This is a genomic window from Cohnella sp. GCM10012308, assembly GCF_042649185.1.
In the GTDB taxonomy this organism is placed as follows: Bacteria; Bacillota; Bacilli; order Paenibacillales; family Paenibacillaceae; genus Cohnella.
This window is the reverse complement of the sequence record NZ_JBHRYU010000016.1, coordinates 73,354-89,634: the sequence shown is the minus strand read 5'-3', so window position 1 is coordinate 89,634 and position 16,281 is coordinate 73,354. Positions and strand designations below refer to the sequence as shown.

10 protein-coding genes are annotated in these 16,281 nt (G+C 55.6%); 9 read left to right on the top strand and 1 reads right to left on the bottom strand.

Going from position 1 to position 16,281, the window contains the following annotated elements:
- Positions 1–47 precede the first annotated feature (47 nt).
- Positions 48–5,441 (top strand): polysaccharide lyase family 8 super-sandwich domain-containing protein, encoded by a 5,394-nt coding sequence (locus ACFOTD_RS18060; protein ID WP_378121167.1) that lies wholly within the window; start codon positions 48–50, stop codon positions 5,439–5,441.
- Between the two features lie 377 nt (positions 5,442–5,818).
- Here ACFOTD_RS18060 and ACFOTD_RS18055 read toward each other — a convergent pair whose 3' ends face one another.
- On the bottom strand, positions 5,819–7,303 hold the full coding sequence (locus tag ACFOTD_RS18055; RefSeq protein WP_378121165.1) for an N-acetylmuramoyl-L-alanine amidase: 1,485 nt from the start codon (positions 7,301–7,303) through the stop codon (positions 5,819–5,821).
- Between the two features lie 300 nt (positions 7,304–7,603).
- Here ACFOTD_RS18055 and biuH point away from each other — a divergent pair, with 300 nt between their 5' ends.
- From biuH to ACFOTD_RS18015, 8 genes are read left to right on the top strand one after another with little or no spacing between them, the layout of a single operon-like run.
- Positions 7,604–8,287 carry a biuret amidohydrolase gene (gene biuH, locus ACFOTD_RS18050; RefSeq protein ID WP_378121163.1) on the top strand — a complete coding sequence of 228 codons (684 nt, stop codon included), beginning with the start codon at positions 7,604–7,606 and terminating at the stop codon, positions 8,285–8,287.
- Positions 8,288–8,310: 23 nt separating this feature from the next.
- Complete coding sequence (locus ACFOTD_RS18045) at positions 8,311–9,399, top strand: ABC transporter substrate-binding protein (RefSeq protein WP_378121161.1); 1,089 nt, start codon at positions 8,311–8,313, stop codon at positions 9,397–9,399.
- 14 nt (positions 9,400–9,413) lie between these two features.
- Complete coding sequence (locus ACFOTD_RS18040; RefSeq protein WP_378121159.1) at positions 9,414–10,241, top strand: ABC transporter ATP-binding protein; 828 nt, start codon at positions 9,414–9,416, stop codon at positions 10,239–10,241.
- A complete protein-coding gene (locus ACFOTD_RS18035) occupies positions 10,238–10,990 on the top strand; it encodes an ABC transporter permease (protein WP_378121157.1) in 753 nt (250 codons plus the stop codon). The genes ACFOTD_RS18040 and ACFOTD_RS18035 overlap by 4 nt, the downstream gene beginning before the upstream one ends.
- On the top strand, positions 10,987–12,063 hold the full coding sequence (gene atzD, locus ACFOTD_RS18030; protein WP_378121155.1) for a cyanuric acid amidohydrolase: 1,077 nt from the start codon (positions 10,987–10,989) through the stop codon (positions 12,061–12,063). Before ACFOTD_RS18035 ends, atzD begins: the two co-directional genes overlap by 4 nt.
- Before the next feature lie 57 nt (positions 12,064–12,120).
- Positions 12,121–13,890, top strand: a complete 1,770-nt coding sequence (gene atzF / locus ACFOTD_RS18025) for an allophanate hydrolase (protein WP_378121153.1) — start codon at positions 12,121–12,123, stop codon at positions 13,888–13,890.
- Positions 13,887–14,366, top strand: coding sequence for a cupin domain-containing protein (locus ACFOTD_RS18020; RefSeq protein WP_378121151.1), 480 nt, complete (start codon positions 13,887–13,889; stop codon positions 14,364–14,366). Before atzF ends, ACFOTD_RS18020 begins: the two co-directional genes overlap by 4 nt.
- Entirely contained in the window at positions 14,363–15,982 is a 1,620-nt protein-coding gene (locus ACFOTD_RS18015; RefSeq protein WP_378121149.1) for a PucR family transcriptional regulator, read from the top strand. Before ACFOTD_RS18020 ends, ACFOTD_RS18015 begins: the two co-directional genes overlap by 4 nt.
- Positions 15,983–16,281: the final 299 nt, after the last annotated feature.

The window sequence follows — 16,281 nt, the reverse complement described above, 5'->3', positions numbered from 1 at the left end:
TCGGGTTAGGTCGAACCAATAATCCTGAGAGAGACGGTGATGTTTTTATGTCCACAAGGTCGAGACCAAAGTTGAGTATGCTGCTGATTGTAACCATCCTTCTATCGTTTTTTGCGCAATTTGGAGCAGTTCACGCAAGCGCGGCTAATGATGATTTTGACACGCTAAGAGAGAAGTGGAAGGACACGATAACGGGCGGAGCCGCTTACAACACTTCCGATCCTGATGTCGCATTCAAAATTAATTTTGTAGCGCAAACCAGTTGGGGAACGATGGACAAATCCGCCGGACGAACTTATTTGTGGGCGGATTTGAATAGCGCAACCACCGTCTCGCACATCACGCAAAGTTATTTGCGCATTAAGGAAATGGCGATCGCCTACAGTACTTACGGTTCAAGCCTGTATGGCGACCCAACGCTTAAAAGCGATATTATCGGCGCTCTGGATTGGATGTATGCCAACCGGTACAATGAATCTCTGGGACCCGTGGATTGGGTTACGTGGTGGGATTTGGAGATCGGGGCGCCCATCCAACTCGTCGATATCGTATTGTTAATGTATGACGATCTGACTGCCACGCCGAATAAAATGACGAATTATATGAACGCGGTCGAAAAGTTCGCATCCGACCCGACCAAACTGCACAACAACGATTCCATTGCTACGGGCGCGAACCGCGTCTGGAAAACCCAAATTGCGGCCGTACGCGGCATTATCGTAAAATCCGGCACTAAGCTTGAGGCTGCAAGGGAAGCTTTGAGTCAAGTCATGGACTACGTGACGACGCAGGACGGCTTTTATGAAGACGGTTCTTTTATTCAACATCTTACTTATGCGTATAACGGCGGGTACGGAGCGAATCTGCTGCAGGACATGGCGAATGTGCTCTATTTATTAAACGATTCGCCATGGGAATCCACATATGCGGGTCTGGGCCATGTTTATCAATGGGTGTACGACTCCTACGAACCGCTGATCTACAACGGTGCCATGATGGATATGGTTCGCGGCCGGGAGATATCGAGAAGCTACAATCAAGATCATGTCGTAGGCCACAAGGTGATGGGAGCCATCTTGCGAATGTCGCAAAGCGCGCCGGCGGCGGATTCGAAGCGTATGAAAGAGATGGTCAAATACTGGATTCAGCAGGAGGGCCCGGCCAATTTCTATAAAGACGCCAATATGAACATCATGCTGCTGGCAAAAAACATACTAAACGATGCGAACATCGTATCCCGAGGCGAAAAGGTTCAAACGAAGGTGTTTGCCGGCATGGACAGGGTCGTTCATCAGAAGCCGGGCTTTGCCTTCGGCGTAAGCATGTCGTCCAGCCGGATCGCCAACTATGAATCGATAAGCGGCGAAAACTTAAAGGGTTGGTATACGGGAGAGGGAATGACCTATCTTTATAACAACAACGATCCGCTGCAATATACCGATTACTGGCCGACGGTCAATAAGTACCGCTTGCCCGGAACGACGGTGGACACGACGCCAAGAGCCGATGCATCGGGCGCCGGGTACACGAGTCCGAATACCTGGACGGGAGGCACGGCGCTTCTCGACCAATACGCGACGGCCGGAATGGACTTGAAGGCTTACAATAAAACGCTCAAAGCGAAAAAGTCATGGTTTATGTTCGACGATGAAATCGTTGCGCTAGGCAGCGGAATCAACAGCACGGACGGCAGCAATATCGAGACGACGATCGAAAACAGGTTGCTTAACAAAGCGGGGATCATGCAGGGCATCGATCCGGGCTCGCCTGCTTCGACGCCGACGGGCAGCGAACCTCTAAGATTAAAGGTATCTGCCGTAACGGACAGCGGCAATGACGGCACCAATCTGCCGCAGTATACGATCGACAATAACCTCGATTCCAGATGGTCTTCCCTTGGCGACGGCCAATGGATTCAATTCGATCTCGGCAAGATTCAACCCATCGGCTATATCGGCGCTAACTTCCTCAGCCAGACAGGAAGAACGACCTCATTCGACGTCCTTGTGTCCGACGATCATTCGGTTTGGAATAGCGTTTATAGCGGCAGCTCTGCGATTGTAGGCAGCGCTTCTCAGATCCAAGTATTCGATTTTCCCGACGTTCAAGCCAGATACTTAAAAATCGTTGGCCATGGGAACACGGCGAATTCGTGGAACCATATCAATGAGCTCCAAATCTACGCGCCTAGCGTTTCAGGCAATTTGGTCGTGCCGCCGACGGTCGTGCCTTTGAATGCGTCTCCCGCCACCAATAGTCTCGAAACCGTCGATTCCGATATCGCGACGTATTGGTCGTCGACCGGGGATGGGCAATCTCTGAAGTACGACCTCGGCAGCAATATCCCGGTTGGTTATGCAGGAATCAGCTTCTTCCAAGGCGTATCTCGCCAATATTCCTTTGATATCCAGACTTCGGCCGACGATTCCGTATGGGCGACCGCGTACAGCGGCCACAGCAACGGACTGACCTCCGAAATTCAAGCCTATGATTTTGCGGATACGAACGCCCGGTATTTAAAGCTCGTTTTCCACGGCAATGACGTCGATCTGACCAATAAAGTTTCCGAAGTTCAATTTTATGGGCCTAACTCGCTGGGACCCGTATTAAATCCTTTGCATAACGGCACTAAAAACAAAGGAGACGAAAAGCTTGTCGTCAATGGCGTGACGAAGCCGGCCGGACTGGGATGGACGGAGGATATGAACAATGTATCATTTGCTTATCTGGAAGGCACCGGCGGATACTACTTCCCGCAGCCGGCCAATATCAAAGGGTCGAGAGAAGCCATGCAGGGCAGCTGGGCCCAGGTTGGTGCCGGGGGATCTTCCGCAACGCTCTCCAAAAACTATTTGACGCTCTGGTACGATCATGGATCGAATCCCGTCAACAAGGATTATGCCTATGTCCTGCTGCCGAACAAGAGCGAGGCACAAACGGCAGCTTACAGCGCGAATCCGGATATCGAAATCATCGCGAACACGGCGGGCGTGCAAGCGGTCAAAGACAAAGCGCTTAACATCGAAGGCGCAAACTTCTGGACCGCAGGCAGCGCCGGAGATCTGATCGCCTTTAACCCTTCATCCATCATGTTGAAGGAGCAAGCCGGGGTGCTGGACGTTGCCGTTTCCGATCCGACGCATCTTCAGAGCAAGGTTACTTATGAAATCCGGAAAACAGGAATAGCGGTCATCGAGAAGGATCCCGCCGTTACGGTTTTACAGCTAAGTCCTACAATCAAGTTCGAGGTCAATACGCAAGGCAAGGCCGGCGCCGCACAAAAGCTTTCCATTCAATACGATCCTTCAGTAACGCCGGAATGGCCTGCCGATCGCGTGACCGTGGTCGATGAGTTGAACGATTTTACAAATATGTTTTATCACACGGCCAAGCTTGCCTTTGACAGCGCTAATTCAACAAAGATGGAAGGGGATACGTCGCGGTTGTCCAGAACCGCGAATACGAATGAATTTGTCGTTTATAAGGCTTTTACGAATAAGAAGATGGAAAAGTTCGCGATCGATACGTGGTATTTTCCAGGCGAATCGACGACGGATTTTGAATTCTATACGTCGCCCGATAACGTGACTTACACGCAGCTAACGCCGCACAGGGTATCCGTGCCGGGGGTATCGCTCAGCTGGAATAAAGTGAGCTATAGCAGCGATGCATTGCCTGCAGGAACGCTTTACCTGAAAATCGTTTACAAGCAAAATACGTCAAACGTTTGGAACCCGCAAATGGGCAAGGTCGAGATCACGAGCATATCCGGACCGGACGCGATCCCGCCCGTTAACGTCGCACTGAATAAAACGGGCATTACCTCGAATGCGAACGCTCAAAATCGGACGCGTCTAACGGACGGAGACAAGAACGCCGCCAACTTTGTAGATATGTTCACCAACACGGTAAACTGGATTCAGATTGACCTCGGAGAGAATTATGATATTAATGATATTAAATTATGGCACTATTTCTTGGGCGGAAAGACCTATCATGATGTCATCGTTCAGGTATCGAACGACAGCACATTTGCGACGAAGACAACGGTTTTCAACAATGATGCGGACAATAGCGCAGGGCAAGGCGCGGGAACGGACGCGGAGTACGTGGAATCGAGCGGCGGGAAGGATATTCCGTTCGCCGAAACGAACGCGAGGTATGTACGCTTGTGGCTGAACGGAAGCAATGCGAATGCATACAGCCATTATGTGGAGGTCGAGGTCTGGACCGCCGAAAAGCTGGCGCAAACGCTGCCGGCCGGCGCAACGTTTGCCGCCGATAAAACCGCGCCGACCAACGCCGACGTTACCGTTACGATCAGCTATCCTAACGAAGCGACGGTGAAGGAGTACAGACTGGGCACCGGCGGTACATGGACGCCTTACTTGAGTCCTGTCACCGTCTCGGTCAATGAAACGGTGTATGCCAGAGGAAGCAATGCGGCGGGCGACGTCTCCGAGGTCACGAGCTATGCGGTAAGCAACATCGATAAAGTCGCGCCGGTGACGACCGCAAGCTTATCGCCTTCGGTACCGGATGGCGCAAACGGCGCGTTCGTTGGTCCGGTCACGTTGACTTTGACCGGCAGCGACAACGCGTCCGGCGTGGCGAAAACTGAGTATAGTCTGGATAACGGGGCAACGTGGCAGCTTTATACGTCGGCCGTTACGTTCGACAAGCAAGGTCAGTTCAGCTTGATTTACAAATCAACGGATCATGCCGGTAATACGGAGTCTGCTCAAAATACGAGCTTCGCGCTTGCCGCGACAGCAGTCAAGATCCAGCTCAAAGACAGCAACGGCAATCCGTTAAGCGGCGGCCAAGTCAAATATTACGATAACGGCTGGAAGGACTTCGGTACGACCGACAGCGCCGGAGCGGCAAGTAAATCATTGCCGGAGAAAAGTTATAACTTCCGTATGTATTATGGAGGCATGAATAACGACAAGACGCAGAACGTCGGAACCGACGCAGTCGTTGTCTTCCGGACGGTCAAAGTCAAAATTCAACTCAAGGATAGCCATGGAAGTTCGCTGGATGCCGGAATGGCGAAATATTACGGGGAAAGCTGGCAGACGATCGGCGATACGACAGACGGCGAGATCAGCAAGGAGTTGTTGCCCGGCGCTTACGCTTTCCGCATGAAGTATGAAGGGATGAACAACGATAAAAATCAAAACGTCGGAACCGATCCCATCGTCGTCTTCCAAACCGTCAATGTCAAGGTGCAGCTCAAGGATAGTCAAGGGAATCCGGTTGACGGCGGCACTGCAAAGTTTTATGGGGACAGCTGGAAAACGATCGGAGATACGAGCGGCGGCGAGGTAAGCAAGGAGCTATTGGCAGGCGCCTATACTTTTAGAATGTACTACGGAGGAACGTTTACGGAGAGCATCCATAATGTCGCGACAAATCCTACGGTCGTATTTCAGCTGTAGAATTCAATGATAGCCGTGCATACCCTCGTTAAAGCCCGCGTTTATCGCGGGCTTTTTTGTCTGAAGCAAGGTATGGGATCAAAAGCCTGCTTCATAACTCGAGCCGCGGAAAATTGGGGGGAGTGCAGGCGTTGGAGGGGACGCTTGAGCTACTTGGCTGCGTGGATCAATTAACTGCATTTGTACATTTATTTTCTAACATAAAGCGACGGTTGGGGTACCAATGCGCAACGCGGGAAACGCATATACGAACAAGTCGGAACCGGATGAGCTGGGGATAGGCGGCTTGGCTGGAAGTTTCGTATGCCTGCCAAATCTAAAAGGACCGTCAGGGCGATTTCGATCTTCCCTGACGGTTTTCTTGACTCTCGATTGAATTATTTCACGCCGAAGTATTCCTTCAGCCCGTCGACGATCGCCTTCGCGACCAGGTCCTGGAAGCTGTCGCTAAACAGGATCGATTCTTCCGTCGCATTGGACAGGAACCCGACTTCGAGTAGCGTGGCGGGCATCGTCGTCTCGCGCAGCACCTGGTAATTCGCGTTCTTGACCTTGCGGTCGGTGAAGCCGGTCGCGCCCAGTACATGCTTATGCATGATGTCCGCCAAGGCTTTGCCGCTATTTTTATAATAGTAAGTCTCCGTACCCCGTACGGTCGGCTTGCCGTCCGCGATGTTGGCATGGATCGAGACGAAGGCATCCGCGTTTGCGGCATTGGCGAGCGAGGCGCGTTCCGGCCGCGGAACAAAGGTATCGTCGCGACGCGTCATCAGAACCTGGAAGGCTGGCTCGCGCAGCAGCAAGGCTTCTACTTTAAGCGCCAATGACAGGTTAAAGTTCTTTTCCAGCTTGTTGGTCGCGCCGACGCCACCGGGATCGCCGTCTCCATGGCCCGGATCGATGACGATGATTTTTTTGCCGTTGTCCGGATTGACGGGGGAAGGCGTCGGCGTGGCGGACGTCTTCAGATCGATCACGTACACGCTCGTCTCAAAGTCGGCTTCCTGGTATGCGGTAAAGCTCTTGTTCCCGGTTAGCTCTATTGTAATCGCGATGGTCTGAGCGTCCGTATCGGTCACAGCGTATCTAACGCGGGTCGCATTCGAGCTATCCGTTACGGCGAACGCGCCTGACTGCGTAGCTGCATCGAACGCCTGAATCGAGGCGAAGGCCGGATCGAACGAAGTTTTCGGCAGTTCGACGACGATGCGCGCCGGATCGGCGGCGGCGTACGTTCTTGGAACCAGACTGCCGACGAACGAGATCGCCAATCGGTCGTTGCTCCAGCCGATGCCCTTGATCTGTCCGCCGGAAACGGGGGAAGGCGAAGGGACTGGCGTCGGCGTCGCTCCCGGCGATGGCGTCGGCGAAGCCGATGGAAACGGCGTTGGCGTGGGTGTTGGCGCCGACGTAGGCTCGGACGTTTGGGGCGAAGCCAGGGAAACGACTTTTTTCGCGTTGTCCCAGCCGACCTCGAGTCCTGCTGCTTCCCCGATAAAGCGAAGCGGTACGAGCGTAGTGCCCGAACGGTTGACGGGAGCGGCATTCAGTTTCAATTCGGCGCCGCCGACGCTAGCGGTCATGCGGCCGATCGTCAGCTCGATGTCGCCGGTTCCCGTTAAAATTTTAACTTGCGCGTTCTGCTGATTCCAGGTAACCAGCAGCGCCAGATTTTCGGCAATGACGCGGAGGGGGACCATAACGCTTCCTTTAATGATCTCGATTTTGTCTTTTTTCTGGAGCGACAGCGCTTGTCCGTCCAGGATGATAGTAGCCCCGGAAGTTTGGGCGCTTGCTTGTCCCGCGAATGACAAACCGAAAATGAGAGCTGCGAGCAAAACAAAGAAGCCGATCTTTTTCAATTTTCCACCTCATCCATATTGTTCTATTGCGTCAAGGTTTAGACGCCTCTCTCTTGGAAAAAGTTTCATAGAATCGATGGTGCATCAAGGGCGCCGATCAATCACTTTGGTGACGTGAAATCAATATGACGATATACATAACTATTAAATTACATTATGTGTTAGGTATATAACTCATTTCGGAATTTCCACAACAATAATGCAAATATATTTGGAATATATACAAAGAATCCAGGATTTTAAAGTGATATAATGTGACACATAACAAAGAAAACAGAAGTACGGATAGGAGGACCTGACATGACGGTAGAGGCAGCACCATACGCTTGGCCTTATGACGGAAGGATTCAACCGCACCGGACAGCGCTGTTGGTCATCGATATGCAAATCGATTTTTGCGGCAAAGGCGGTTATGTCGAGCAAATGGGCTACGATCTGTCGCTGACGGCAAGGGCGATCGGTCCCATCTCGCGGCTGCTTGAGAAAGTTCGGGAAATACCGGGATTCACGGTGATCCACACGAGAGAGGGACACCGGCCGGATCTATCGGATCTGCCGGCCAACAAACGCTGGAGAAGCAAGCAGGCGGGGGCCGAGATCGGCTCCGAAGGACCGATGGGACGCATTCTTGTGCGGGGAGAGCCGGGCTGGGAGATCATTCCCGAGCTTGCGCCGCTGCCGGGAGAGCCGGTCATCGATAAGCCGGGCAAGGGCAGCTTTTATGCCACGGACCTGGACTTGATCCTGAAGACCCGCGGCATCACGCACCTCATTCTAACGGGAATCACTACCGACGTTTGCGTTCATACGACGATGCGCGAAGCTAACGACAGGGGCTATGAATGCCTCATTTTAGAGGATTGTACGGGAGCGACCGATCCGTCCAACCATGAAGCGGCGCTTCGAATGGTACAGATGCAAGGCGGCGTTTTCGGCAGCGTGTCCGATTCCGGCAAGTTGATCAAAGCTTTGGAATCTTTATAAACAGGAAAATGGGGGAATCGAGTATGCGTAAAGTGAATGGGAAATGGATGTCCGTACTTCTGTTGTCTTCTGTAGTGGCGATTGCAGGCTGCGGCAGCACTACCGCCGGCAACAGCGCAGGCGGCAGCAATCAATCGGGGGCTGGCGATACGGCTCCGTCGGCAACGGCAGCGACGTCTGCGGCAGCTTCGACGGCAAGCGCGGATGCCGGCGCAAAGGACCTGAAAAAAGTTGTCGTCCGGCTGAAATGGATCAATCAAGCCCAATTTGCCGGCTTCTACATCGCCAAGGAGAAAGGGTACTACAGAGACGCCGGTCTCGACGTGGATATCCGTCCGGGCGGCTCGGACTTTCCGTCGGTGCAAATGGTGTCGTCGGGAAGCGAAGACTTCGGCGTAACGGGAGCCGATCAAATTCTCATGTCCCGCGAAAAAGGAGCGCCGGTCGTCGCCTTGTCGGTCATTTACCGCTCGTCGCCGTTCGTGTTGTTCACGCTCAAAAGCTCCGGAATCACGTCGATGAAGGATCTCGAAGGCCAAAAAGTCGGCGTCAAGCTCGGCGGCAATGAGGAGCTCACCTACCGCGCCATGGTCAATAAAGCAGGCATCAAAGCCAAGTCGATCAGCGAGATGCCCGTCAAATACGATCTTAGCCCGCTGCTTACGGGACAGGTCAAAGCTTGGCCGGGTTACGTGATCAATGAAGTCATCGCGGCTCAGGAGCAAGGTCAGGATGTGAACGTGATCTATCCGAGCGACTACGGTATTAATTTTTACGCGGATACGCTGTTCACGACCGAGAAAATGATTAATAAGGATCCCGAGACCGTCAAAGGCTTCGTCCAGGCGACGATGAAGGGTTGGGATTATGCGATCAACCATCCGGACGAAGCGGCGCAAGTGACCGTCCAGTACGGCGACCAGCTCAACCTCGAGCACGAGACGAAAATGATGAACGCCAGCATCCCGCTGCTCGAAGCCGACAAAGGCCCGCTTGGCTTGATGGAAGAGTCGGAATGGAGCACGCTGCAGGACAGTCTGATCGACATTGGTTTCCTGAAGAAGAAGCAGGACCTGCCTGTGGCCTTTACGAACGAATTCATTCAACAATAAAGGAGTGATCGCCGATGGCGGCCATCAGAAGCATCGCCGAGTCTGCCAGAGAACGCGCCGCTGGCCCCAACTCCAACTTCAATGTAAAAGCTAACGCCATTTCGATTAAAGATTGCTCCCTCACGTTCGGCAATGTACGCGTATTAAACCAGGTGTCTCTAGATATCCGCAGCGGTGAATTCATGTCTATTCTCGGACCGAGCGGTTGCGGCAAGTCGACGCTTCTCCGGCTCATCCTCGGCCTGCTCTCGCCCGACGATGGCGGCGGGATCGTGCATCACGTACCGCGGGAAGAGATCGGCATCGTCTTTCAAAAACCGGTGCTGATGCCTTGGCAGACCGCCATTCAGAACATCGAGATGCCGCTTAGCATCGGCCCCCAGCGCGCCAAGCAATCGAAGGCCGAGCGTCGCGAGAAAGCGGAGTGGTCGCTTGAGCTTGTGGGACTGACGGATTTCCGCAACCACTTTCCGCAGCAGCTGAGCGGCGGGATGCAGCAGCGGATCGCGATCGCCAGAGCGCTTGCTGCGAACCCATCCATCCTGCTGATGGACGAACCGTTTGGCGCGCTGGACGAATTCACGAGGGAGAAGCTCAATATCGAGCTTCTCCGCCTATGGGCCAATCCCGACACGGCGCTTAACACGGTCGTCATGGTCACCCACTCGATTCAAGAGTCCGTGCTGATGTCGGACCGGATCGTGATGATGTCGCCGCGCCCGGCCAAGGTCCAGGACATCGTGAACGTGCCGCTGTCCCACCCGCGGGAGGCGGAGATGCAGGAGCTCCCGGAATTTTTGAGCGCGGTCAGGGAAATTCGAAAGCAGGTGAAGGCGCTATGACAACCAAAATCAAGGATATTCTTTACCCCGTAGCTTTCGCCCTCGGCTTGATTTTGATCTGGGAAGCCGTCGTCCGGATTTTCGATATTCCGCTATATCTGCTGCCGGCCCCCTCGGACATTGCCCGGGTCATCGACGGCGAGCTGCTGCGCAATATGGGCGTGACCCTGTATGAAGCGGTACTGGGATTCCTGCTCGCCAACGTGCTGGGATTCCTGACGGCGATTCTGTTCGTCCACTCCCGTCCGGCCGAGAAAGGTATATTTCCGCTGGCGATCGCGCTCAAGACGACGCCGGTCGTAGCGCTCGCCCCGCTGCTCGTCATCTGGCTGGGAACCGGATATTGGTCCAAAGTGGCCGCGTCCATGATTATTTGTTTTTTCCCCATACTCGTTAACAGCGTTAAAGGTTTAAAGGCGGTCGAGCACGAAGCGTGGGAGCTGTTTTCGGCCTATAAAGGTACGAAGGCGGAAATATTCTGGAAGCTGCGCCTGCCCACCAGCCTGCCCTATGTACTGTCCGCGCTCAAAATTTCCAGCTCGCTTGCGATCGTAGGCGCCATCGTCGGAGAATTCGTAGGCTCCAATAAAGGGCTCGGTTATTTGGTGCTGTTGTCTTCTTATCATTTGGATACGCCGATTATGTTTTCCGCAATCGCCGCAGCTGCCGTCGCAGGGCTCATCTTGTTCGGGATTATCGCAGCCGTCGAAAAAAAGGTCATTTTCTGGCAGAAGGTGGATGAGGCATGAACATCTCGGTCATACGCGTTCCGGCAGCTTCTCCAAGCGATATCGCTTCGCTGCGGGCTTGCATCGAAGAGGGAACGATTCACCCGTCGCAGGTCATCGCGGTGCTGGGAAAAACCGAAGGCAACGGCTGCGTCAACGATTTTACGAGGGGATACGCCGTCCAATCGCTTCGCGGCTTTTTTGCAGGGTTCGTCGGAGCAGAAGCGGCGGACCGCATTTCCTATATTATGTCGGGCGGCACGGAAGGCGTGCTCGCCCCGCATTTTACGGTCATAAGCCGCTCTGAAACGTCGGAGACTGCAACGCCTTCGGTCGGCTCGAAGTCGCTTGCGGTCGGCGTTGCGCATACCCGGCGCTTCCTCCCGGAAGAGCTCGGGCGCTCCGCGCAGATCGTTGAAGTATCGGCTGCCGTTAGCCGGGCCATGGCGGAGGCGCGCATCGAGTCGGCTGCCGACGTGCACTTCGTGCAGATCAAGTGTCCGCTGCTGACGGACGCCGACATGGCGGATGCCCGTGCACGTGGAACAGAAGTCGCGGTAGACGATACGTACAAGTCGATGGGGTATTCCCGCGGGGCTTCCGCGCTCGGCGCGGCCGTCGCGCTTGGGGAGATTGATCTCGCGGAGATCGGCGACGGCGATGTGTGCCAGTCGTGGGACAAGTACAGCGAAGTCGCGTCCACGTCGGCGGGAAGCGAGCTCGACTATTGCGAAGTGATCGTATTCGGAAACTCGGCGCAAGCGAGCGGCGAGCTGTATATGAGTCACGGGGTCATGGCCGACGCGATCGACGCGAAGCCGCTGCTCGCGATGCTGGCGGACAATCCGGGTGCGGAGGTCGTACAGGTGCTCGCCAAGGCCGAAGCCGATCCGACAGGACTTGTCCGCGGCCGGAGACACACGATGCTGGGCGATTCGGATATCAACCATACGCGTCATGCGCGAGCTGCGGTGGGCGCCGTGCTGGCCTCGATCGTCGGCGACCCGATGATCTACGTCTCCGGCGGCGCCGAGCATCAGGGCCCGGCGGGCGGCGGTCCGGTCGCCGTCATTTTCCGTCGCGCGAATGTTTAGTTTTGCGGCTATTAGAACAAAGAAACGATAGCAAACGACAAGGAGGAAATGCCGACCATGACTGCCGCAGATTTCCCCCTTCGAATGACCGCAGCCTGGCTGCGGGAACAGTACGCGGCCGGCGAACTTACGCCGCGCGACGTCGTAGAAGAGATCATCCGTCGCGCTCGCGCAGACCGTGACTTGAATATATGGATCGCGCCTCCTGAGAAGGAAGCGCTCGAGCCTTATCTGAATCGGCTGGATACATTGGACCAATCCGCGCCTCTGTGGGGAATCCCGTTTGCTATTAAGGATAATATCGACCTCGCGGATATCCCCACGACGGCAGGCTGTCCTGAATATGCTTATACGCCGGACGCGCACGCTTCCGTTGTCGCGCGGCTGACCGAAGCGGGAGCGATACCGCTCGGCAAAACGAACCTGGACCAATTCGCGACCGGGCTCGTGGGAACGAGAAGCCCTTACGGCGAGACGCACAACGCGCTGAAGCCCGAGCTGATCAGCGGCGGCTCCAGCTCCGGATCGGCCGTCGCCGTGGCGCGCGGACATGCCGCGTTCTCGCTCGGCACCGACACCGCGGGATCGGGACGCGTGCCTGCCGCGCTGAACGGCTTGGTCGGCTTGAAGCCAAGCCTTGGCGCGTGGCCGACGCGCGGCGTCGTTCCGGCATGCCGGAGCCTCGACTGCGTGACGGTGTTCGCGCATGATCTCGCAGACGCGATGCGCGTCGACCGGGTCGTACGCGGACAGGACGCCTCGGATCCCTGGTCCCGAACGATCGCTAGACAGCCGTCCGAGCTGCCGCGGCGCATTTTGCTTCCCGCCGGAGACTGGCCGTTTTTCGGCTCTTATGCTTCGGAGTACGAGGCGGCTTGGCAACGAGCGGAGGAGAAGGCGTCGCAGCTTGGCATCGAGGTGCAAACGATCGATTATACGGTGTTCTCGGAAGCCGCTGCCGTCCTTTACGACGGGCCGTGGGTGGCCGAGCGTTGGTCGGCTTTGGGCGAGTTCGTCGAGACGCATCCCGGCGTTACGTTCCCCGTGACGGAGCAGGTGCTGCGATCCGGTTCGGGAGATCGACACGATGCGGCTGCGGTTTTTACGGCCATGCACCGGATCCAGTCGTTGAAGTTTGAAGCGGCCAAGCTGCTCGAGCACGCCGTGCTCCTGCTGCCGACGGCCGGCGGTACGTGGTTCCGCGAAGAGGTCAGGAACGACCCGGTCCGAACGAATAGCGATATGGGGCGCTGGACGAATCACTGCAATCTGCTAGACCTCTGCGCCATTGCCGTTCCGGCGGGAGAAGCCGCGCCGGATGTGCCTTTCGGCATTACGCTGTTCGCGTCGTCGGGCGGAGAAGAAATGCTGGCGCTGCTCGCCGATCGGTGGGCTTACCCTTCGGAGGAGACTCAGCGGCCTTCGGCCGGATTCCTTGACGAACTGCCGATCACGACACCTGTAGCCGTGTGCGGATTGCATATGAGAGGTTTCCCGCTCGAGCGGCAAATGAAGGATCACGGCGCCGCGTTCGTCAAGGAAGAGAAGACGGCTTCCAAATACAAGCTTTACAAACTGCCGACCTCTCCCGCCAAACCGGGACTCGTCAAGCAAGAGCAGGGCGGATCGTCCATCGAGCTGGAAATTTGGGAGATGCCGCTGGAAACGTTCGGCCGGTTTGCCGCGCTTATTCCCGCGCCGCTCGGAATCGGCAAGATCGAGCTGGCGGACGGCACCGAGGTGCCCGGGTTCGTATGCGAAGCGTACGCGTCGGCAGATGCGGCTGCGGAAGACGTCACGGCCGCCGGGAGCTGGAGGAACGTTTGACCGAAAATAAACAAGAGACCGTGAAGGAGCGCGACAACATGATCAAAGCGGAAGAAACGAAGGTTATCGTCGGAGCCGAAATGGAATGGGGCTTGATGCCCAACCACTGGCACCTGTATCACCGGGAGATCGTGAATGCCTCGCATGCGGACGAACTCGGCGTACGCGTCAGTTCGGTGCTGTGGGAGAAAATCGGGGTTGGCGGCGCCGTTCTTCCTCACTACCATGACGTCGCGGAGATTATTCATATTACCGCCGGCGAGGTCAAGCTGCTGCGCGACGGAAACTGGACATTGTACAAAGCGGGAGATACGTTCCACGTGCCGGCAGGGGTCGTGCATTCCGTCGCCTGCGTCGGAGATTCTCCGAGCGAGCAAATCAGCATTTTTCTGCCCGTAGAGGCCGATGTACCTAAGAATACCTACTTTAACACGCACCTCGTCGAAGACACCTATACCGATAAGCTTGGACTATGATTAACGATACGTTGGCCTTTACATGCCGCGATCTGCTGCTGATTCCGAATCTGCAAGGCGCTATCGTACTCGCGGGTCACAAGGGAATGGATCGGGCGGTCAATCGGGTCAACGTCATGGAAGTGCCGGACGTGATCGATTGGGTGCGGCCCGGCGAGTTTCTCGTGACCAGCGGCTTTCCGTTTCGCGACGATCCGGACCGAATCGCGGAGATGATCCCGCAGCTCGCGGAGCGTGGCGTGGCCGCGCTCGGTATCAAAACGAAAAGGTATATCGAGGATATTCCGATTGCCGTGCTGGAGATGGCGAATCAATACGACATTCCGCTCATCGAGCTGCCGCTCCCGACATCTTTTTCCGATGTGGTCCGCGAGGTCATGGAACGGGTGCTGGTCCAGGAAGCGAGGCATCTCACGCTGCTTCAATTCAGATACCAGAAGCTGTCGAAGAAGCTGCTGCACGGCGGGGGAATCGACGACTTTCTCGGCGAGCTGGACGAGACGCTGTTGAACCCCGTCGTCCTGATGGACGGCTCCAACCAGCTTTACTTTTCGCCCATGGCCAAGGCATTGTTCCCGGGAAACGAAGATTCGCAGGAATGGGCCAGGTTGTGCCACGATATCGAGCTGGGCGTCAGCTTCATGACCGTTAACGAACGCCGGATACGGGTGTATATCTCGAACGAGGACGGCAAGGACAACGAATGTAGCATGCTGCTGCTCGAATGGAACCGGGAGCTCGATGATGCGGATAAGCTGACCATGGATCGAATCGGGGTGCTGGTCAGCCTGGAATTGTCCAATCTTCACGCCAGACGCGAGGTCGAGTCCAAGTACGTCGACCAATTTTTGCAGGACTGGCTTACCGGACGCATCGTCACCCGGCAGGACATCCAAGCGAGGGCGGACGCTTGCGGATGCCGCATAGCTCGCGAAGGCGCCTACAGCGCTATTTATGTCAAGCTCCCGGACAGGCATGCCAATCCGAAGCTTCTGTCCAAGGCGATCAAGCAATTCCGCCGGTTCAGCACGGAACGGGACGGCATTTGGGGAACGCAGCTCGACGGACATATGGCGCTTCTCGTCTCGCACGAGACGGCAGAGCATCTGAACCAGCAGCTGGAGAAATGTCTTTATCGGCTCACCCGCCTGCTCGGGCTGGAATCCAAAGCGGACGTCTCCTTCTGCGTCGGCGATCCCGTCGACGCGGCGGACGAGGTCAGACGAAGCTGCGAGCAAGCGCGCAAAATCCATTTTATCAGCTCGATCTGCGGCATCCGCGACGCCCAAATCCGCTATAATCAGCTAGGCGTTTATCAACTGCTGTATATGCTTCCCGAGTCCGAGCAGGTCCTTGAATTTCTCGACCGCATCGTCAAGCCCATCCTTGACTACGACGGCAAGCACAATACGCAGCTGCTCAAAACGCTCCAATGCTACTTGCAGCACAACGAGAACGGCAAGCTGACGGCGGAGGCGCTTTTCTCGCACTACAACACGGTCGCTTACCGCATCGAACGCGTCTACGATCTGCTCGGGCTCGACCCGGAAAAGGTGAACGACCGGCTGCAGCTTCATCTGGCCGTCAAGCTTTACGAGATGAGGCAGGGGCGTTAGTTTTATCGAGTTGCCGAAGCTTTCATTGGGGCCAATGTCCTTGCGTGCTTACTTTCCTTCCGCTTTCCTTCCAGACTCGGGCGCCGCGAATCGCGGACGGGGGAGAGGAAGAAGCAGCAGCAGCCTGCTTTCGGCGTACCGGTCCTTTTCGGATGTTGGGTGAACTCAAAAAGCCTGCATTTGTACATGTATTTTCTGCCGACTCGCACCACTTGAGGAAATACCTGCAAATATGCAGGTAAATGCAAAGCAAAAGCTGGGAATCGGCCTGATGGAAGAAAAAAGATGTATTTGCATCT